The sequence below is a fragment of the Bacillus sp. WP8 genome (genome assembly GCF_000800825.1).
In the GTDB taxonomy this organism is placed as follows: domain Bacteria; phylum Bacillota; class Bacilli; order Bacillales; family Bacillaceae; genus Bacillus; species Bacillus safensis.
Genome location: NZ_CP010075.1, coordinates 50,043 through 70,714, shown reverse-complemented (window position 1 = coordinate 70,714; position 20,672 = coordinate 50,043). Strand labels below are relative to the sequence as shown.

Genomic DNA, 20,672 nt, shown 5'->3' with positions numbered 1-20,672 from the left:
GCCCTATTCTGCTGTTTTTTCTTCTTTTAGCACAGTATACATGCCAGCCGCTTCTTCTTTTTTCGTCGTGTCCTTTAACTCGTTGACTTGAACAGTCACTAGCTTTTGACCAAAGCGGATTTGCAGCTCATCTCCTTCTTTCACGTCAGAGCTTGCTTTCGCCTGTGTTCCGTTAATAGAAATCCTGCCTTGATCAGCTACTTCCTTTGCCAATGTTCTTCTTTTAATTAAACGGGACACTTTTAAAAACTTATCTAGTCTCATGTATGTTCACCTCTTTCTATACGTTTCGCATCGTTCCATAGATCGTCCATTTCCTCTAGCGTTAAGTCATCTAGTGAACGTCCCATGTCCTTTGCTTTTTGTTCGATATGCTTAAAGCGCCGCATGAATTTTGTGTTGGCAGAAGCGAGCGCCGTTTCAGGCTCTAGGTGATAGAACCGTCCAATATTGACGAGAACAAACAAAAGATCTCCAAATTCATCTTTCATCTGCTTCGTTGCACCTTCGTCCGTCTTCTCTGCCACTTCAACAAGAAATTCCTGCTTTTCTTCTTCGTATTTGTTCCAAATATCTTGAACATCTGTCCAATCAAAGCCTACCTTGGCGGCTTTCTTTTGGAGTTTATATGCCTTTGTTAATGCTGGAAGTGTCGCCGGAATCGATTGCAAAATAGAACCGGTCCGCTCTGGCTTCTCCTGCTGCTTGATTTTTTCCCAGTTGGCCACCACATCTGCTGCCTCAGAAACATTCGTGTCACCAAACACATGGGGATGTCGCCGAATCATTTTTTCTGTGACATGCTGAATGACGTCATCGATTGAGAAATAACCGTCATCTTCGCCAATTTGAGCGTGAAGTAGCACCTGTAGCAGCACATCGCCGAGCTCTTCCACCATATGATCTGGGTCATCTTCATCTATCGCTTCAAGCAGCTCATAGCATTCTTCAATTAAATATGGTTTGAGTGACTCATTGGTTTGTTTTTGATCCCATGGACAGCCGCCCGGACCTCTTAATGTACGTATGACGTCACGGAAGGTGTCAAATTGTTGATAAAGCAGCTTTTCATCTTGAATCGGAGGAACATAAACACTTGTTAAGTTATTTATCGACACATCTCGATCAAGTTCAAATAAAGGAACGGCAGTAATCTGTTCCTGACTGCTTCCAGCTGCAGTCACAATATAAACTTCATAATCGTCAGGAAGCTTTTCCATCAGCGTGAGCTTCACATTCGATGCTGTCATCTGATCATATACCTGACAAATCAGGACGTGCTGGGTTAATTTCAGATCATCCGCTCTCATATCCCCTGCATCAACGAATTGTAATCCTTCGATGGGGTCAATCTGCAAGGAGTTGAATGTCGCATCTAAAAAGCTTTGTCCACCAGCGACAGACACCTCGATCCCGCGCTCTTTCTGCCCGGCGACGAGCAGCTGTACGGTCTTTTCTGCCACAAATGGATGACCAGGTACTGCATACACAATGTCTTTTTCCGCTGCCTCTGCAAATAATATTTCGGTAATTTCCTGATACACCTGATCAAACTGATCGTGCTTTTCATAAATTTCATCAAAAAAGGTGAGAGATGGGACCTCCTGCATTAACTCTGCGGTAAGCGGATGATCCTGCGTTCTCATATATACTTCTTTCGCCTGCTTCAGCTGCTTATATACACCGAGCGTCAGCTGATCCATGTCGCCTGCCCCGAGACCGACGACGGTAATCTTACCTGCCATTTTGATTCCCTCTCATCTGTTTAAAATATAAAATCTTTTTTCCTAATGGAATGAGTCTCCATTCCTCGTCCGTAAATACTTCTAGCTTAAGAATACTATATAAAAAGGCGAAACCACCAATAAAAACTGATGTCAGGCTCTCTAAAACGGAAAACGGACGTTTTTCAAAAGGGATCACCCAGGAAAACAAAGCCTGATATCCCATTAAGACCACAGCCATGAAGGCGGCTGATAAAAGAATTTTCACTGGGAATAGCTCTCTCAATGAAATCCATCCTTTATGCTTCAAATAAACGGCATTGAGCACGGCTGCTGTGAGAAAACCACATACAGTTGACCATGCGGCACCGTGGATGCCAAATAACGGAACAAGCGCAATCGTTAGAATCCATTTCACCAGCACGCTGATGATCACCACAACAGCGGGATACACAGTATGTCCGAGCCCTTGCAGTAAAGCCGCCTGCGTAATGGCAATCGACGTAAACGCAATCGATATACAGAATATTTGCAGGGCATCTGTGCCTAAATCATTACGAAAAAGCATTGTATTTACTGGTGATAAAATACAAATCAACCCAACAGCTGACCCAATCCCTAATACCGACGTGGTCTTAACCGATGACCGCACTTTTTGCCGTATCGTTTCATGCTCCCCATTTCTCATAGCTGCCGATAAAAATGGCACAAGAGAGGTTCCGATGCTGATGGCAAACACCGTCCCTAGCTGCAAGAACGGCTGACCTCGGTCATACACACCTTTTGCCGCCTTTGCCGCCGCTTCACTGAGACCCTCACTGCGCAGCAACGCATACAGATGAAAAGCATCAATCATTTGCATCCATAAAATAAGCAAACCGCTGACACAAATCGTCAATGTATACAGCACCAAACTCTTCAAAATATCTTTTTTTCGAAGTGTCGCCTGTTTGCCTGACATACTTGCAGCAGACTGTTTTCGATAGGTCAACCAAAGGAAAAGAAGCAAAATGAGCGACGCCGCACTTCCTGCGATAGAAGAGAACACCGCGCCCGCCCCTGTTTCATAAAGCGAATAGCCGTGTCTCACGAAATAAAAGGATAAAACAAGCAGGACGCCTACCCTGATGAGCTGCTCAATCAACTGAGAAACAGCCGTTGGAAGCATCAGCCCGTCACTCTGAAAAACTCCTCTCAACATCACAGTGAGCGGCAGAAATAGAAACACAAAAGCACTCATCTGGATGAGCAGAATTAATTGACTATCTGCCATAAGGCTCGCCATTGTGCCTGCTCCTATGTAAAGACAAAGAAATAAGACCAAGCTTAGTAAAGTGATATATACCAAGGATACCCTTGTAATGATCTGTCGATTCTCTTCCCCATGCTCACTCAGAAGCTTGGACACCATGACAGGAAAACCTGTTGTACCAAGCATGATGGCAATACCAAGGAAAGGATATACCTGCTGATAAATATAAAACCCTGTGTCCCCTACGATGTTTTGAAACGGGACACGGTAAACGGCACTTAGTACCTTTGATAACAGGCCTGCGATGGTCAAAATCACCGCACCCTGGAAAAGCCAATGCGGCTGATTCACAGCATTTTTCATGGATGACTCCTTTAAAATAGATCTACAGTTAAACGAACTCATTATATCATACGTGAATGAAAAGCCGTTTCTTTCTAAGGAGTAGACGGCACATGTCCCAATTTGTTTCATCCCATATAAAAAACCGACAAAATCAAATGATTTCATCGGCATTTTTTCGTTTTATCAAAATGATATAGAGTTATTAGACCTAATGTTCCATTTGACGGGCTAAGAAGCCAGCTGCCGTTTCTGCCGCTTTATGCTCCACTTCTCCCATTGAACGCTCTTTAGAAAATAAGACGACGGCGCCAATCGGATCTCCGTTTGCAACAATAGGTGCAATGGTATAAGCAGATACGTCATCATCAATACCATCGACAAGTTGAATTTCTTTTTTGCTTTCTTCTAACACAGAATTACGCTGATCCATTGTTCGTTCAAGTAAATCACTGATGGATTTGTTTAAGTACTCTTTTTTCGAACTGCCGGATACAGCAATATACGTATCTCGATCACAGATCAGGATGGAATGACCCAAACTGTCGAATAATGCATCAGCATATTCCTTCGCAAAGTCTCCTAGCTCACTAATCGGCGAATACTTCTTCAAAATCACTTCTCCATCGCGGTCGACGAAAATCTCAAGCGGATCTCCTTCCCGGATGCGCAATGTTCTGCGAATCTCCTTCGGAATAACCACTCTACCTAGATCATCGATACGGCGTACAATTCCAGTTGCTTTCATTCACTGCTGCCTCTCTTTCGTTTGATGATGTGTTGGGTGAATGGAACAAAAGCGTCCACTTTATGCAACATTCACCACTTGACCCTGAGTTTAGTATCCGTCACATCAAACGTAATATACACGAGAGACAAACAAAATTTTATGAAGATGGAATGGTTTCTTTTTTCACATCTTGAAGGCCTCGAAGCATATTAAGAACAACCTCAAGCCATTCCTCCGTTTTCTTGCCTTTCGTTTGGACAGAAATAATCAGCTTGCTGCCTTCCATTCCCAACCCAATTTCACGTCCATATTTACTGCCGAGCTCAAATAATTTTTGACCGTCGATTTCACTGCTTGCTTGCTCATCAAGGGTCATTCTGACAATGCCTTTCTCCATCTTGATCAGCTCGACACGTTCCTGGACAGCGTACACCTTCATTGTCGCAATCGTAAACAAGTCTGCCACTTCTTGCGGATATTCACCAAATCGGTCGATCATTTCATCCTGAAGCTCTTTTCGCTCTTCAATCGATCCAATTGCTCTGAACTGTTTATACATCTCAATCTTCTGCTTGCCATCCGAAATATAAGTGTCTGGGATGTACGCATCAATTTGCAGATCAATTTCTGGCTCGAATTTATCTTGAGCCGTTGTATCGCCTCTTCTTTCCTCAATGGCTTCTTTCAGCATTTGAGAATAGAGGTCGAATCCAACCGAATCAATGAAGCCATGCTGCTGAGCCCCAAGTAAGTTCCCTGCTCCTCGAATCGTTAAATCACGCATCGCAATTTTAAACCCAGATCCAAGCTCTGTGAATTCTTTAATGGCTTGAAGTCTTTTCTCTGCAACTTCAGAAAGAACTTTATCTTTTCGATACGTGAAGTAAGCATAAGCGACACGGTTCGAACGCCCGACTCGTCCTCTTAGCTGGTACAGCTGAGAAAGCCCCATTTTATCAGCATCGTGGACGATGAGTGTGTTCACATTTGGAATATCGACTCCCGTTTCAATGATGGTGGTACTGACCAATACATCTGATTCACCTTCAAGGAAATTGATCATCACTGATTCCAGCTCGTTCTCACTCATTTTCCCGTGCGCATAACTAACTTTTGCGTCTGGGACTAGCATGGAGATTTCGTCTGCTTTTCGTTCGATATCTTCAACACGGTTGTAAAGGAAGTACACTTGACCGCCGCGTGCTAATTCTCGCTCAATTGCTTCTCTGACTAAAGCGCCGTTGTACTCAACCACATAGGTTTGAACAGGGAATCGGTTTTCAGGCGGTGTTTCAATAACCGATAAATCCCGCACACCAAGCATGGACATATGAAGCGTACGCGGAATTGGCGTAGCCGTTAATGTCAGTACATCGATATTGGCTTTCATCTGCTTAATTTTCTCTTTATGCGTCACACCAAAACGCTGTTCCTCATCAATGATCAACAGCCCTAAATCCTTGTAGACGATGTCTTTTGAAAGAAGACGGTGTGTGCCGATGACCATATCGATCGTCCCGTTTTTCAGCCCTTTTAACGTTTCAGTTGTTTCTTTTCTTGTACGGAAACGGCTCAGCTGCGCGATTTTGACAGGGTAGTCTTGGAATCGGTCCATGATTGTGTCAAAATGCTGCTGCGCTAAGATAGTTGTCGGAACTAGCAGGGCTACCTGCTTCCCGTCAGCAATCGCTTTGAATGCCGCACGAATAGCCACCTCTGTTTTTCCGTAGCCCACATCTCCACAAAGCAGACGGTCCATTGGACGTTCCCGCTCCATATCCTGCTTAATTTCGTGAATCGAACGGATTTGATCATCTGTTTCCTGGTAAGGGAACGCAGATTCAAACTGGCGCTGCATCTCATGGTCAGGCGAAAAGGCATATCCTTTGCTAGCCTCGCGTTCTGCGTACAGCTTAATCAGATCATCTGCGATGTCCTGTACAGATGTTTCAACTTTTTTCTTCACGCGTTTCCAATCGCTGCCGCCAAGTTTGTACAGCTTTGGTTCTTTACCTTCTGATCCTACATATTTCTGCACCTGATCAATTTGTTCAACCGGTACATAAAGCTTGTCGCTTCCTTGATAATGAATATTTAAATAATCTTTATGAATGCCGCCAATTTCAAGCGTTTCAATTCCTAAATATTTACCGATCCCGTGGTTAATGTGCACCACATAATCGCCGACTTGAAGCTCTGAATAGCTCTTGATTCGCTCTGCATTGGTCAGCTTTTGCTTACGTGCCTGCTTTTTCACACGTTTCTTGAAGAGTTCACCTTCTGTGATCACAGCAATTTTTGATAACGGCAGTTCAAAGCCTGTTTGCAGCTCACCTTGTAAAATATACACCTGTCCGCTCACAAGTTCAGCGTCCGGTTTAGCAAGAGCAGCTTCAATGTCATAATCATGCAGAACAGACGATAGCTTCTCTGTCCGCTCTTCATCCGCACCTAAGAAGACAACCGTGTACTGCTGTTTTTTATAGCGTTCAATTTCACTCGCCAGCACATTCATCTGCCCGTGGAAATTCTGCATTTGCTTACTAGATACATTGACGATATTTTGCGGATTTGTCTGCTGGACATGTCTCAGGAACAAGGAGTAGTACAGAATGGACCTTGATTGCTGATTGATCAGTTCTTGGAACGGGAAAGAAAGAGATAAATCATGAAGAATGTTCCCTTCTTCAAGCAGACTAATTGTCCAATCGGCTTCTTCCTGTTCAAGCTGTTCTTCCATCTCCTGAATTCTGCTGATTTCATCTAAAATAATAATCGTATCCTGCGATGTGTAATCTAGCAAACTAGCAGGCTTTTCATAGAAATAGGCTAGGTACTTCGTCATTTCCTGTGTCACGATGCCTTCTAGCAGCTTCTCGCGGTCAGCAGAAATATTTTGATGAAGCAGCTCTTTTTGCTGATCTGAGTTGAATTTCTTTAAGCTCTTTGCCAGCCCTTGATCAAGCTGTTCAATGGCTCTCACTCGTTCAGGACCTCTCACAATCAGCTCTTTTGCAGGACCTATTTTGATTTCTTGAAGGGTTTCTAATGAACGCTGTGTATCTGAATGAAACGTTCGAATCGAGTCTACTTCTGTATCAAACAGTTCAATACGGATTGGATGATCTTCCGTTAACGCATAGATGTCAATGATTCCTCCGCGCACACTAAAATCTCCGGGCGCTGCAACCATTGACGTCCGGTCATAACCAATTTGTACGAGCTGTTTTGAAAACGCCTCCAAATCAATTTCTTCACCGATCTTTAAATGGATCTGACTCTCCTTCCAGAGCTCAACTGGCGGAAGCATCCTGCGCACCGCAGCAGCGGGAGTAACGATAATGGGGTTTTCTCCATTCGCAAGCCGGTTCAGGACATCTAAACGCTGTGCTCTCAGCTCAGGGCTTGCCACTGCAATTTCTGAAGCGATAAGTTCATTGACAGGATAAAGAAGAACCGAGCGATCCGGCATCACACTTGCTAGATCATCTGTTACCTTCTGTGCCTGATATAAATTGTGAGTCACAATAAACATTGGCCGCTTCAGTTCGTCTGATATCGCGGCTGTAAATAAAGATCTGACGGAGCCTGATAGTCCGGCAAGCAGCTGTTCTTTTAACCCTTCCTTTAGTCCATTAAAAATGGACTGAAAATCATCACTTTGTTTGATAAATGATTGTATGTTTTTCATTTGGCTCCTCCTCCCTGTTTGTTTAAAACAGAAAAACGCTTTGGTCTAATATCTACACCAAAGCTTTTTTATTGAATAAAAGTATGATACTGATGGTAATCAGGATTTCTTTCGAGCGCCTCTTGGCAATCCTCACAAATGGTTTGTACATGTAAATCACCATTTTCCCTATAAGAAATCATATCGTTTCTTTCCTCATTTGTTAAGTGATGAAATCCAAGTGCTTCACTTTGGACAGCGGATTCATCTAGACTGCCAACCTTTACACCACAGTGGCGGCAGTAATAATGCAAAGCCATACGTGATCCTCCCATGCTGAGATTTTATGATCAGTATGTGCTTTGCTTATCATTCTTATACCTTCTTGTTAAAATCATTCATCACTTCTAAAAATGGCTTTTTTAAAGCCGCTTCACAGGCCTCGACAGACGATTGAATGGCTGATGCGATGTCAGGCTGTTCCTCTTCTGAGAAACGTCCTAGTACGTAATCAACGACCTTCATGCCGTTTTGAGGACGTCCAATGCCGATACGGAATCGGTCAAATTCAGGTGAACCTAAATGCTGAATCAATGATTTGATTCCATTATGCCCGCCTGCACTTCCTTTTGTACGTAAGCGAATTCGGCCAGTTGGCAAATCAAGATCATCATAGATCACTTTCAAATGTTCAAGGGGAATATCGTAATAGTCCATCAGCGGACGCACACATTCTCCTGATAAGTTCATATATGTAAGCGGCTTTACAAGTAGAACCTTTTGCCCCGAAACAAACCCAGTTCCAAATTGTCCATGGAATTTTGATTGATTTAAAGGAATGTCCCATTTTTTCGATAGTTCATCTATTGTCATAAACCCGACATTATGTCTTGTTTTTTCATATTCTTTTCCTGGATTACCTAATCCAACGAATGCAATCATGAAACCAATAACCTCCTTTGTCACACAGCACACGCCTAAAAAATGAGCCAATCAGATTGCCTCATGTAAAAACGTATGAATTCTTTTCATTCTAGCACAAAAGACGCAACCGCGGGAGGGTTACGTCTCTAAATGACCAGTTATTCTCCATCGTCATCCTTTTCTTTAATAGCCTCAGGCTCTTGCGGCTCCTCTTCGCTATCTGGCTCAGGAACCTCTGATTGCTGAGGCGGCAGAATGGATGCAACGACTTCTTCTGGATCGTTATTGATTTGATAAGATGACTGAACAGGAAGATCAGCAACTGTTAATACATCATTAACTTCTAAGTTTGTAATATCTGCTTCAATATTCTGCGGGATATCTTTTGGTTTCGCTGTAACAGATAGTTCAAATAGTGGCTGCTGAAGCACACCGCCATCTTTTACCCCTTTAGACTCGCCAATCAGCTGCACTGGTACATCCGCGTCAATTTCACGCTGTAAGTCAACGACTTGGAAATCAGCATGGACAAGTTCGTTTTTCAGCGGGTCTGTTTGTAACTCTGTCACCATCACAGATTTCGTTTCACCACCCACGTCTAAGGTAATGATTGTATTCTTCCCTTCATCACGTAAGGTTTTTAATAAATCGATGCTGTCTAATGAAACAGCCAGGCTGTCTGTATTTTTTCCGTATATGACACCAGGAACGTGTCCTGAATGACGGATTTTTTGCAGTGTGGAACGTTTGAAATCAGTTCTTTTATTTGCTTTTAAAGTTGCCATATTCAGCACCATCCTATTTCTTTTTTGTCACTACTCTCATAATTACCCATAACCGAATCATTTTAAACATGTTTGCCTGTGATTGATGAAAGCAAAAAGACCCTAAGCTGATGCCTAGGGCCTTTTTCCATAATAAAATTAGCTGAAAAGATAGCTCACAGATTCTTCTTCATGTACACGGATGATGGCTTCTGCAAGCAAAGGCCCAACTGAAAGCGGAATGAATTTTCCAACTTTCTTGTCATCAGTTAATTGAATACTGTTTGTCACAACCAATTCTTTGATTTTAGAGTTTGTGATGCGTTCTACTGCTGGTCCAGACAATACTGGGTGCGTACAGCAAGCATAGACTTCAGCCGCTCCATTTTCCACAAGTGCATTTGCTGCAAGTGTAATGGTACCAGCTGTATCAATGATATCATCGATCAGAATAGCCGTTTTGCCTTCAATGTTACCAATAATGTTCATGACTTCAGCAACGTTTGGCTTTGGACGGCGTTTGTCGATAATTGCGATTGGCGCTTTCAGGCGGTCTGCCATTTTACGCGCACGTGTCACACCACCATGGTCAGGAGACACAACAACGATATCATTCAAGTTCTTCTGTTCGAAATAGTTTGTTAAGATTGGCACAGCCATTAAGTTATCGATTGGAATATCAAAGAAACCTTGGATTTGCGGTGCATGAAGATCAAGTGCAATCACACGTGTAGCACCTGCTGTTTCAAGCAAGTTTGCAAAAAGCTTCGCAGTGATTGGCTCACGAGGTTTTGCCTTACGATCTTGACGTGCATATCCGTAATAAGGGATTACAATATTGACAGTTTTCGCAGAAGCGCGTTTTAGCGCATCCACCATAATGAGCAGTTCCATAATATGCTCATTGACTGGCGCACTTGTTGATTGAATAACATAACAATCACAGCCGCGGATACTTTCTTCAATATTGATTTGGACTTCACCGTCACTAAAGCGTTTAACAGAGCTCTTTCCTACATCAACTCCGATACGATCGGCAATTTCTTTGGCAAGTTCAGGGTTTGAATTCAAAGAGAATATCTTTAAATTCGCATCAGCATAACGATTAGACATGGTAAACCTCCGGGTATTTGGATTATTTTTTATGAATATTTTTCACATAATCTTCTTTATTGACTTGTCTTGCTCTAGCAATAGACAATGCATCCTGCGGTACATCTTCTGTAACCGTTGAACCGGCTGCAACATATGCCCCTTTTCCGATAGTGACTGGTGCAACGAGATTTGAATTACAGCCAATAAAGGCGCCGTCTTCAATCTTCGTTAAGAATTTGTTTTTCCCATCATAGTTGACTGTAATGGAACCACAGCCAAGGTTTACATCAGTTCCGACCTCTGCGTCTCCAATGTAGCTTAAATGAGATGCTTTGCTGCGGTCTCCGAAAACTGTTTTCTTGATTTCGACGAAATTCCCGATTTTCACTTCATCGCCAATTTTCGACAACGGGCGAATATGAGCAAACGGTCCAATTGTCACATCAACTCCAACCTCACTATCGCAGACGACAGATTGCTTAATAACTGTTCGATCTCCGATGATGCTGTCAACAATTTCAGTGTTTGGCCCAATAGTGGCGTCTGCACCGATTTTTACATTCCCTTTGATGACCGTCCCAGGATAAATAACTGTATCTTCACCGATGACAGCATCTGGCGAAATATACGTGTTCTCAGGATCAATCAAGGTCACACCATTCTTCATATGCTGATGATTAATACGTCGCTTCATGAATTGCTCTGCTTGTGATAGAGCGATACGGTCATTAACTCCAAGTGTTTCTTCAAAATGCGGTGTTTGATAAGCTGCAACTGTTTGCCCTTCATTTTTTAAAATTTCAATGACGTCTGGCAAGTAGTATTCACCCTGTGCATTTTCATTCGACACTTGCTCAATCACACGGAAGAGATCTTCATTTGAAAAGCAATAAGTCCCTGTATTAATTTCATTCACTTGACGCTCTGCATCGTTCGCATCTTTATGCTCCACAATTTTTACGACAGCACCTGTTTCGTCACGAATAATTCGGCCATAGCCTGTCGGATCATCCGCATGTGCTGTTAAAATAGTGACTTTCGCTTGATGTTTTTGATGCTCGCTTAACATGGCTTCCATTGTTTCCGCTGTCAATAATGGCGTATCACCACAAATGACAATGGTTGTTCCCTTTTCCTGCGCGAGGAACGACTTTGCTTGTTTAACGGCATGGGCAGTTCCCAGCTGTTCTTCTTGAAGTGCATACTCACTTCTGTCTCCAAGCTGCTCTTTGACGTCCTCTGCTCCATGACCGACAATCGTCACTAGCTTGGCTAAAGAAAGCTTTAACGCTTCATCTGCCACATGCTCGACCATTGGCTTTCCGCAAACTGGATGAAGTACTTTATATAGCTTCGACTTCATTCTCGTTCCTTTTCCCGCTGCTAAAATCACTGCGAACCGCTTATCCATTGATTGGCCTCCAATATCCCTATTATCCATAGAAAAATATATCCTAAATAAAGACTGATTTCAAGGATACAAAAGGAAGTACAATAATTTTCTAACAGATGAAAGACTTAAGAAACAAGAGAAAGAACGCAAAAAAGACAGCATTTAAAAGAAAACATTCATTTTCTCTTAAAGCCGTCTTTTTAGGTTTAAGTATGATTAAGAAGCTCCAGCTTCTTCATATTCAATTGTCTCTTCCTCTTCGCCTAAGCGATGATATTCATTTAATACAGCATCTTGGATTTTACCCCGAGTGCTTGAATTAATTGGATGTGCAATATCGCGAAACTCTCCATCAGGCGTGCGTTTGCTAGGCATTGCAACAAACAACCCATTGTTTCCATCAATCACACGAATATCATGAACAACAAATTCGTGGTCCAGCGTGATGGATGCAATCGCCCTCATGCGACCATCGGTATTCACGCGGCGTAATCTTACGTCAGTAACTTCCACAGTAGTTCACCACCTTTTCCCAATATAAAAGCATTACTTAGGTATTCAACGATCGTGGTGATTCTCCTGCTCTTTTTTTAAACTTTTTTTGAAATATCGGGATATTTATACATTATTTGTCATATTCGTGACGACGCTTACATAATCAGCATAAAAAAAGACATCATGATGATGTCTTTCCCTGCATATGATGAAACCAAACGGCTTTCATCGAGAGTGCCTGTTTATTTTACTAGTGCAACTACTTCTATTTCTACAAGCGCATCTTTTGGAAGTCTTGCCACTTCCACGCATGAACGAGCTGGCTTGTGTGTATGGAAATACTCACCGTACACTTCATTCACTTCAGCGAATTGTTCCATATCTTTGATGAAAACAGTTGCTTTCACGACTGTTTCAAAGGAAGCACCTGCTGCTTCAAGTACAGCCTCAAGATTACGGAATACTTGATGTGTTTGTTCTTTAATATCTCCATTAACAAAATCTCCAGCTGGGGTTAATGGAATCTGCCCTGAGCTGTAAAACATGTTATTGACAATAATTCCTTGAGAGTAAGGACCAATGGCTGCTGGTGCATGTTTGGTTTGAACAACTTTTGTCATATCAATCTCTCCCATTCAAATACATGTTTAATTAAAGCTTACGCTTTCGAATGAAAAAACTCGTGGAAATTGCCTTCATTGATCTCAATAATTTTTTGTTTCATATCAATAGTTGAAAGCTTTAACAACGAGACATATTCATCGACAAGACGTTCATCTACGCCTTCATCTTCTAAAAGAACACCGATTCCTGCAACATTTGCATTAAATTCCTCAAGCAAATTCATCATGCCGTTAATGGTTCCGCCCGCTTTCATAAAGTCATCAATGATCAACACATTGGAGCCTTTATCTAAACTGCGCTTTGCAAGGGACATGGTTTGAATTCGGTTGGAAGAACCTGACGCATAATTAATACTAACAGTTGATCCTTCGGTTACCTTATTATCTTTTCTAACGATCACAACAGGCACATTTAAATAACCCGCAACAGAATAGGCAATTGGAATCCCCTTTGTCGCAACGGTCATGACGACATCAATCGCACGGTCCGCAAAGATGGTCGCAAACAGCTTACCGATTTTCGCAAGAATCGATGGATTGCCTAAAACATCGGTTAAATATAAATAACCGCCAGGAAGTACACGTTCAGGAGTTGATAATGCCTCTCCGATATCGTTTACTACGTCATCTGCTTCTTTTAGGTGAATTTTTGGAATATATTTCACTCCGCCAGCAGCGCCAGGTACAGTAAGCAATGTGCCGATTCCCTGCTGTTCGAAGGTCTGTTTGATAATCGTTAAGTCTTCACTAATGGAGGACTTTGCAGATTGATATCGCTCTGCAAAAAAAGTTAAAGGTACTAGTACGTGCGGGTGGGCTAACAAATAATTTGTTAAGTCCACCAATCTGCCGCTTCGACGAAACTTCATGAACTTACCCCCAGAACCCGAATAATTTATGAATAATATAACTTAATATACGGATTTAATCAAGGGCATTTTGTTCGCCGATCATGCGGACAGCGTATACTTGATCACAAAATCCTCTCAATCCGTTATATATTCTTTGTACCTTCGATTCATATTGAATCAGGCCAAATACAGTTGGGCCGCTTCCACTCATTAATACAGCATCAGCACCGAAACGCTTCATCTGTCTTTTGATCATATCTACTTCCGGATACATCTTTAATGTCACAGACTCCAGAACGTTACCGAGTGAGCCGCACATCTCTTTATAATCTTTCGCTTCAATGGCTTCAATCATACGCTGTACATTTGGGTGTTCTACTTTGCTTGCGTCATATTGTCTATAAACTTCAGCTGTAGATACCCCAATCACCGGCTTCGCTAAAATCACCCAGCAATGCGGCGGTGTCGCGATATGCTTCAGTTTTTCTCCACGTCCTGTCGCTAGTGCTGTGCCTCCGTGTACACAAAAAGACACATCTGAGCCGATCTCCGCTCCAAGCTCAGCTAGTTCATCTAACGTGAGATTTAACTTCCACAAACGGTTTAACCCGCGAAGCGCTGCTGCAGCATCACTGCTGCCTCCAGCTAAACCTGCTGCCACAGGAATTGCTTTTGTGATGACAATCGATACCCCTTTTTGAATACCGAACCTTGTTTTGAGTAATTTAGCCGCCTGATAAGCCAAGTTACGCTGATCATCTGGCACAAATCGATTATGAGATGATACACGGATTTCATCTTTGTCCAGCTCCGTCAGCTCAAGTCGATCTGCAAGGTCTATTGTTGTCATCACCATCTCCACTTCGTGATATCCATCCGGTCTTTTTCCATGAACATCAAGTGAGAGATTAATTTTTGCCGGTGCTTTTTCTAAAATACGCAAACATTTCACCTACTTCTCCATCTAAACATAAGTATCAATATTGTATCACATTTGATGGATCTGATGAATATTGGCTTTTACGCCCAGCACACTGACTTTTTCAACAAAAAAAGCCAGAGACACCCGAGGTATCCCTGACCATTTTTCTATCGTTGATTCTCATCCTGAGCCATGTGCTGCTGAGCTAATTCGATGGCACGTTTGACCATATTACCTGCGTCACGTGCACGAATTTCTCCCCAGCCTCCATTTTTGACGGTATCATAAAATCCAAGATCCTTCGCCAGCTCGTATTTGAACTCATCTGACATAATGCCTCGGCGTCTACCCAAACGAAACAGCCCCTTTAGTCGAGAATTCGAATCAGTGCCACTGCTTCTGTGGCTTTCTTATTTTGTATCGAATCCTTTCTTTTACCCCTTTCAAAAAATGGACAGACTCCCATTCAGAAAAAAAGGCAAAACAAAAAGCAGTAAACAAAAAGTTCACTGCCCATTAATAGGCGACTGAGCTAGCGGCATCATCGAACGTTAATTCGACCGTCTCAGTCAGTATATCTGCATAACTGTAAGAAACTCTTTCAAACGAATTCTCATCTTGATCTAATTGAATCACAAATACAGAAGGGTACGTTTCAGCTAAAATGCCCGAACGCTCAATTGTTTTACGGCGGCCTCCGTTAGCCTTTAACGTCAAACGTTTACCTAAGTTACCATCAAGCGATCTTTTGATGTCGGACAAAGTCTTCGCCATTGCATCCACCTCACTGAGATAATTATACAACAACGGCCCATTTTTGTCAAATAAAAATTAAATTATATCAACCAACACGAGCCATTGTCAACAAAATAATTTTGACAAACTTCTACCTTTTCTCCTCCCTATTTTCCTCAAATTCCGGTGAATTATGTATCCATTTGAAATTTCTTTTTGAACATAAAAAAAACCTGACTGAAATCAGTCGGGTTATGTCGATTCATGGTCTTTTTTATATGGCATACCTACCCTTAAAACACCCTTCGTCTCGATGCCTCCGAGACCTTTTTCTCTTGTTAATGTATTACGAAGTACATCCCACACATTGATTCGATCTACAAATGGAGTGAAGCTGATCTTCGCAACGATATAGACGGGGTCGAGCGCATGAATGTTCACACGTGAAGGTGAGCTTGCAAAATTGGCACCTGCTTGGATCAATGATTCGAAATGAGATTGACAGGCACCAGCAAAGATCACAAGCTGATCTAAATGAGGAATTTTCTTTCTTGCTTTTTGAACCGTTTCAACGAAATGACGAGAATGGCGATAAGCACCGATATCATTTACGCCGCCTTTTTGCTTGGAATACGCATCATGCCCTGTAATGACCAAAATATCAGGCCGATATTGATCAAGTAACGAGTCGATCACGCTTGGCATTTTCTTCTCATGACAATGCACTCCGTATACAGGCACACCAATTCGTTCATATACATCTAAGCATTTCTTTAAGTATGAAGCATCTCCATCTAAATGAAGGACCTTTCCAGGCATGTGAAAATACTGCTCCTGATGCTGATATTGTCCAGAAGTATAATACTCTTGTTTTTCACGCAGCAGCTGATAATCCTGTCTTAGTAAGTCGAGCGATTCATTAATCTTCCGTTCGTCGTCCTTCTCCCTTGTCAGCTGCTCCTCTTTTTGAATCAAGACGAGATCCGACATCTTAGCATCAGCAATCAGCCTCACTTCATTCCCATGCAATATGGCAGTGGCTTCGTGCTGATCTGTCTCATCAATTCGAATGATTCGAAACATAATATCCATTTGATAGGATGCCCTCGTCACCATATCTCCTATTTGAAATTGCATGCTTTTCACTCCACAATCAGGCTCATATCCTGTTGGTATCGTCTTGCACTAAACATATTCATCTTTCATATGTGCTGTTCTTTCTAGCCTATGCCTGAACAGTTGAAGTGGTGAAGAACAAAAGAAAAAAGCCCTTACGATAGGGCTTTTTGTAAAACATTCGACAATCTGGCAAATTCCTCAATGGATAATGATTCTCCGCGGCGCTTTCCATCAATATCTGCTGTTTGAAGAGCTTCCTCGATGATCGCTTTATGTTTTTTTCCATCAGGAAAATTGTTCATCAAATTATTCATCAATGTTTTCCGGCGCTGGCCAAAGCTCGCTCGGATCAATTGAAAGAAAAACGCATCATTTTCTACTGAGACAGCAGGCGTTTCACGAACAGTCAGCTTAATCACAGCCGAATCAACATTTGGCTGAGGAACAAAAACCGTTTTAGGCACAACCATCACCGTTTTTGCTTCCGTATAAAATTGAACTGCGATAGACAATGAATTGTATTCCTTTGATGAAGGGACAGCTGCCATACGATCTGCTACTTCTTTTTGCAGCATGACCACGATCCCTTTCAATGGAAGGTTTTCTTCAAGCAATTTCATAATAATCGGTGTTGTCACGTAATACGGAAGGTTGGCTACGACCATCACTTCTTTACAGTCAGCAAAATTTTCTTCGATGACCTTTCTCACATCCGCCTTTAATACATCTTGATGAATAATCGTGACATTATCATATGGAGAAAGCGTATCGTTTAAAATAGGCAATAAACGCTGATCGATTTCAAAAGCGGTGACTTTCTTTGCACGTTTAGCGAGCTGCTCTGTCAATGCGCCGATACCAGGCCCAATTTCAATGACGCCGGTCTCATCTGTAACCTCTGCGTGATCGACAATGCGATCTAAAATATTTGTATCAATTAAGAAGTTCTGCCCTAAGCTCTTTTTAAAAGAGAAACCGTACTTCTTCAGTATTTCCTTCGTTCTGACGGGTGTCGCAATATCTTTATTCATCGGCTTCCTCCTGCATGACGGTCTTTAAGGCCGCAATAAAATCATGTTTGGTTATTTGGAACATGTGAAGGCGCTTTTGCAGCTGCTTCGCATTGGTATATCCTATATTTAAAAGCACTCCTAGTCGTTCGCGGCGGCGTTTCGATGCTTCGCCTCCGATAAGGCCTGCGTCAAATAAGTCGTCTAATGTAATGTCACTTTCCGATTCTTCCATTTCTTCATGGACATGGGCAAGACATTCCCGAATACTGTCCAAGGAAGCATGCTCGACACCAATTCCTTTATCCCGCTTCGCCTTCGCAAGATGCTTTGGCAAAAAAGCGTGCTTACAGCCAGGCACCGCCTCTGCGATGGTTTTACGGATCTTCTCACCAGGAAAATCAGGATCTGTTAAAATAATGACCCCTCTCGTCTCCTGAGCAAGACGCACTTGTTGTATGACTGTATCGCCAATGGCAGATCCGTTTGTTTCGATCGTGTCTGCATCCACCGCCATCTTCACTCTGGCAGTGTCATCACGACCCTCCACCACAATGATTTCTTTGATTTTCATGTATTCCTCCGCTTGCAAAAACAATCTACATTTTTTGGTTAAAAAAACGAAACCTTTCATGCTGTTTTTGCGTCTAATTAATTAGAAAACAGTGCTTCTATTATAACCAAAAAAACAGAGGGTGCGCAAAGCCCTCTGTTCATATAAATGATTTGATGTGTTTATTTGAGCACTCTAATTTTCACTCGTTTATTTCCCCATTGATAAGCTGCCGACTTACTTGGGACGAACACATCAATTTTATTCCCTTTTATAGCAGATCCAGTGTCTGATGCAACGGCATAACCATAGCCTTCCACATATACTTTTGAGCCCAGCGGAATGACACTCGGATCAACTGCTATGACCTTTGCACCCGGATTCGCTTTTAAATCAAAACCTGTAGACGTTCTGCCCGTACATCCAGCACAGCTCGCTGTATAGGCTGTTGACGCCACATAAAATTCTTTTCCTGAAGACTCATTGCTTCGTGAAACCACAGGGGATGCTGTAGGCTCCTTTTTGGTCACTTGTGTACCAATAGCCACTAAACGGTCCTTACTATCTTTTTCGGTCACTTCTTTAATCAATTCTTTAGACACCACTTTGCCGTTTTCTTTCACAATGGCATAGTGCTTCTTCAATTTACCTTCTTCACCTTTTTTAAGTACCTTCTCTTTCCCTTTTTCAAGAGAATGGTCCTTTTTATGTTTGGTATCAAAAGCAATTTTCTCTTCCACTACATCGGTGACTTTTTCCACCCGAGTGATCTTTATATCTGCGCTCTTTTTAGAAAGGTTACTATGTAACGCAGGCTTGATCTTATCGTGCTTCTTGAGCTTCAGCTCTTGTTGCTTTAAAAAGTCAGCGACCGTAGTCGAAGTGGTCCACACTTTTTTATCTTTTCCTCCATCATTTAAGCTGACCTGGAAGGCCTGCTGAACCACAAGCTTCATATCCTTTGTTAACTTGTCATTCTTTCCTGGAGTGACTTGATCGTGCTTCCCGATATCTATCTTCTCATTCTTCAATAATGCTCCAACCGTCTGATCTGTTGTCCATATCGTTTTCTCTTTCCCATCTAGGGTCAGATGAACCGGTATAGCCGCATCATACACAATGTTCATATTGTCTTGAATCTTTGTATTTAGACTTGGAGAGATATGATCCTCCGCCTTGGTCCTTATGCCAAGGTCTGAAAGCAGCTGTGCTACTGTCTCTTCATGTGTACGAATTGTCTTCTCTTTACCATTGATTGAAATGGTAATAGACTGCTTAGTGAGCTCATGCGCACCGTAAGCCGTCCCAGTTCCAGCTAAAAGCAAGCAAACAACTAGTAATAAAACCTTGCCTTTTCCTAGCTTAACAGAAAACAGATTTTTCATTTTTTGTACGATGAAAAACGCCTCCTTCTCCTCGGAGAGATTATATAGAGTATCTCAAAACCTGTCAACCCTTCCACCCACTGTACAAAAATGCTCGATTGTAAACCTATTATGGGAGATTTATGGAAAGAAGGGAAGAAAGACTTATCGACAACTTATCCTATGAGGAGGCGCAAACGTGTAGAACTTTTTCGTTATGTTTCACAATTGGACAAGCTTAAACAAGGATTGACATCATATACTGTCAGTTTATACGGAAAACTTTTTTTGCATTTTTTGTTGTCAATTCGGCAAGCTCTTCAAAGCTGATTTCTCTCAGCTCCGCAATCTGTTCTGCGATATATTTGACATAACTTGGCTCGTTACGTTTCCCCCTAAATGGCACTGGCGTTAAGTATGGGCAGTCTGTTTCAATCAAAAGCCGGTCACTTGGTATCTCTTTTACAACTTCTTTTGGCTTTTTGGCATTTTTAAATGTCACGGGTCCACCGAATGAGATGTAAAAATTCATATCCATACACACTTTTGCAGTTTCTAAGCTGCCCGTAAAGCAGTGCATAATACCTCCAACCTCAGCTGCTCCCTCTTCCTTTAAAATCGTCACGACATCTTCCGTTGCGTCACGGTTATGAATAACAATTGGAAGATTCACTTCCTTCGCAAGAGCAATTTGGCGTCTAAAGACTTCCTTTTGTACATCTTTTGGTGACTTGTCCCAATAGTAATCCAGACCCATTTCTCCAATCGCAACCACTTTTTCGTGTTGAGATAAATCTTTAATCCAAGCCAAATCTTCATCTGTCATATCAATAGCATCGACTGGATGCCAGCCGATAGCTGCATATATGAAATCATACTCTTCAATTAATTCCATCGCTCTCGTAATTGTCGGACGGTCAAACCCCACCACCACGATTTTTTCAACTTTTTCACTTTTCGCTCTTTCGATCACCTGCTCTAAGTCTTCATTGTATTGTTCTGCATTTAAGTGGGCATGTGTATCAAATAACATTGTTGATTGCTCCTTTCGACAATTCTTCTAAAAAACAAAAGGTGTTCGACGAAATGTTACACGTGGAACACCT

At 42.1% G+C, this 20,672-nt stretch carries 21 protein-coding genes; all 21 read right to left on the bottom strand.

The window, feature by feature from the left end:
* Positions 1-3: 3 nt before the first annotated feature.
* The 21 genes from QR42_RS00360 to QR42_RS00260 all read right to left on the bottom strand — a co-directional run bounded on the left by QR42_RS00360 (position 4) and on the right by QR42_RS00260 (position 20,599).
* On the bottom strand, positions 4-264 hold the full coding sequence (locus tag QR42_RS00360; RefSeq protein WP_008341839.1) for an RNA-binding S4 domain-containing protein: 261 nt from the start codon (positions 262-264) through the stop codon (positions 4-6).
* Positions 261-1,745, bottom strand: coding sequence for a bifunctional methyltransferase/pyrophosphohydrolase YabN (gene mazG / locus QR42_RS00355; protein WP_039175921.1), 1,485 nt, complete (start codon positions 1,743-1,745; stop codon positions 261-263). The genes QR42_RS00360 and mazG overlap by 4 nt, the downstream gene beginning before the upstream one ends.
* Positions 1,735-3,339 (bottom strand): putative polysaccharide biosynthesis protein, encoded by a 1,605-nt coding sequence (locus QR42_RS00350; RefSeq protein ID WP_039175918.1) that lies wholly within the window; start codon positions 3,337-3,339, stop codon positions 1,735-1,737. The genes mazG and QR42_RS00350 overlap by 11 nt, the downstream gene beginning before the upstream one ends.
* 190 nt (positions 3,340-3,529) lie before the next feature.
* Entirely contained in the window at positions 3,530-4,066 is a 537-nt protein-coding gene (gene spoVT / locus QR42_RS00345) for a stage V sporulation protein T (protein WP_003217990.1), read from the bottom strand.
* Positions 4,067-4,205: 139 nt separating this feature from the next.
* On the bottom strand, positions 4,206-7,739 hold the full coding sequence (mfd, locus tag QR42_RS00340) for a transcription-repair coupling factor (RefSeq protein ID WP_039175917.1): 3,534 nt from the start codon (positions 7,737-7,739) through the stop codon (positions 4,206-4,208).
* Between the two features lie 68 nt (positions 7,740-7,807).
* Positions 7,808-8,038, bottom strand: a complete 231-nt coding sequence (locus QR42_RS00335; RefSeq protein WP_003217967.1) for an anti-sigma-F factor Fin — start codon at positions 8,036-8,038, stop codon at positions 7,808-7,810.
* 55 nt (positions 8,039-8,093) lie between these two features.
* A complete protein-coding gene (gene pth, locus QR42_RS00330; protein WP_024425643.1) occupies positions 8,094-8,660 on the bottom strand; it encodes an aminoacyl-tRNA hydrolase in 567 nt (188 codons plus the stop codon).
* A 140-nt stretch (positions 8,661-8,800) separates the two neighbouring features.
* The gene (locus QR42_RS00325) at positions 8,801-9,427 is read right to left on the bottom strand and encodes a 50S ribosomal protein L25/general stress protein Ctc (RefSeq protein WP_039175914.1); all 627 of its coding nucleotides are present in this window, start codon (positions 9,425-9,427) and stop codon (positions 8,801-8,803) included.
* Between the two features lie 138 nt (positions 9,428-9,565).
* Positions 9,566-10,519, bottom strand: coding sequence for a ribose-phosphate diphosphokinase (locus QR42_RS00320; protein WP_024425641.1), 954 nt, complete (start codon positions 10,517-10,519; stop codon positions 9,566-9,568).
* Between the two features lie 22 nt (positions 10,520-10,541).
* Complete coding sequence (gene glmU / locus QR42_RS00315; protein ID WP_039175911.1) at positions 10,542-11,912, bottom strand: bifunctional UDP-N-acetylglucosamine diphosphorylase/glucosamine-1-phosphate N-acetyltransferase GlmU; 1,371 nt, start codon at positions 11,910-11,912, stop codon at positions 10,542-10,544.
* Between the two features lie 198 nt (positions 11,913-12,110).
* A complete protein-coding gene (gene spoVG, locus QR42_RS00310; protein ID WP_008357439.1) occupies positions 12,111-12,407 on the bottom strand; it encodes a septation regulator SpoVG in 297 nt (98 codons plus the stop codon).
* A 224-nt stretch (positions 12,408-12,631) separates the two neighbouring features.
* Positions 12,632-13,009, bottom strand: coding sequence for a 2-iminobutanoate/2-iminopropanoate deaminase (gene ridA / locus QR42_RS00305; protein WP_024425639.1), 378 nt, complete (start codon positions 13,007-13,009; stop codon positions 12,632-12,634).
* Positions 13,010-13,047: 38 nt separating this feature from the next.
* Positions 13,048-13,881: a pur operon repressor gene (purR, locus tag QR42_RS00300; RefSeq protein ID WP_024425638.1), complete on the bottom strand. Its 834-nt coding sequence runs from the start codon at positions 13,879-13,881 to the stop codon at positions 13,048-13,050.
* 55 nt (positions 13,882-13,936) lie between these two features.
* Positions 13,937-14,806 carry a 4-(cytidine 5'-diphospho)-2-C-methyl-D-erythritol kinase gene (gene ispE, locus QR42_RS00295; protein ID WP_019743558.1) on the bottom strand — a complete coding sequence of 290 codons (870 nt, stop codon included), beginning with the start codon at positions 14,804-14,806 and terminating at the stop codon, positions 13,937-13,939.
* 146 nt (positions 14,807-14,952) lie between these two features.
* On the bottom strand, positions 14,953-15,138 hold the full coding sequence (locus tag QR42_RS00290; protein ID WP_012008653.1) for a small, acid-soluble spore protein, alpha/beta type: 186 nt from the start codon (positions 15,136-15,138) through the stop codon (positions 14,953-14,955).
* A gap of 163 nt (positions 15,139-15,301) precedes the next feature.
* Positions 15,302-15,559, bottom strand: coding sequence for a biofilm formation stimulator Veg (gene veg / locus QR42_RS00285; RefSeq protein WP_024425637.1), 258 nt, complete (start codon positions 15,557-15,559; stop codon positions 15,302-15,304).
* A gap of 213 nt (positions 15,560-15,772) precedes the next feature.
* Positions 15,773-16,657 (bottom strand): sporulation peptidase YabG, encoded by an 885-nt coding sequence (yabG, locus tag QR42_RS00280; protein ID WP_024427198.1) that lies wholly within the window; start codon positions 16,655-16,657, stop codon positions 15,773-15,775.
* Between the two features lie 134 nt (positions 16,658-16,791).
* Positions 16,792-17,670: a 16S rRNA (adenine(1518)-N(6)/adenine(1519)-N(6))-dimethyltransferase RsmA gene (gene rsmA / locus QR42_RS00275; RefSeq protein WP_039175905.1), complete on the bottom strand. Its 879-nt coding sequence runs from the start codon at positions 17,668-17,670 to the stop codon at positions 16,792-16,794.
* Positions 17,663-18,223, bottom strand: coding sequence for a ribonuclease M5 (rnmV, locus tag QR42_RS00270; protein ID WP_017359323.1), 561 nt, complete (start codon positions 18,221-18,223; stop codon positions 17,663-17,665). The genes rsmA and rnmV overlap by 8 nt, the downstream gene beginning before the upstream one ends.
* A gap of 161 nt (positions 18,224-18,384) precedes the next feature.
* Positions 18,385-19,587, bottom strand: coding sequence for a G5 and 3D domain-containing protein (locus QR42_RS00265; protein ID WP_039175900.1), 1,203 nt, complete (start codon positions 19,585-19,587; stop codon positions 18,385-18,387).
* Positions 19,588-19,831: 244 nt separating this feature from the next.
* Positions 19,832-20,599, bottom strand: a complete 768-nt coding sequence (locus QR42_RS00260) for a TatD family hydrolase (protein ID WP_039175897.1) — start codon at positions 20,597-20,599, stop codon at positions 19,832-19,834.
* Between the last annotated feature and the right edge of the window lie 73 nt (positions 20,600-20,672).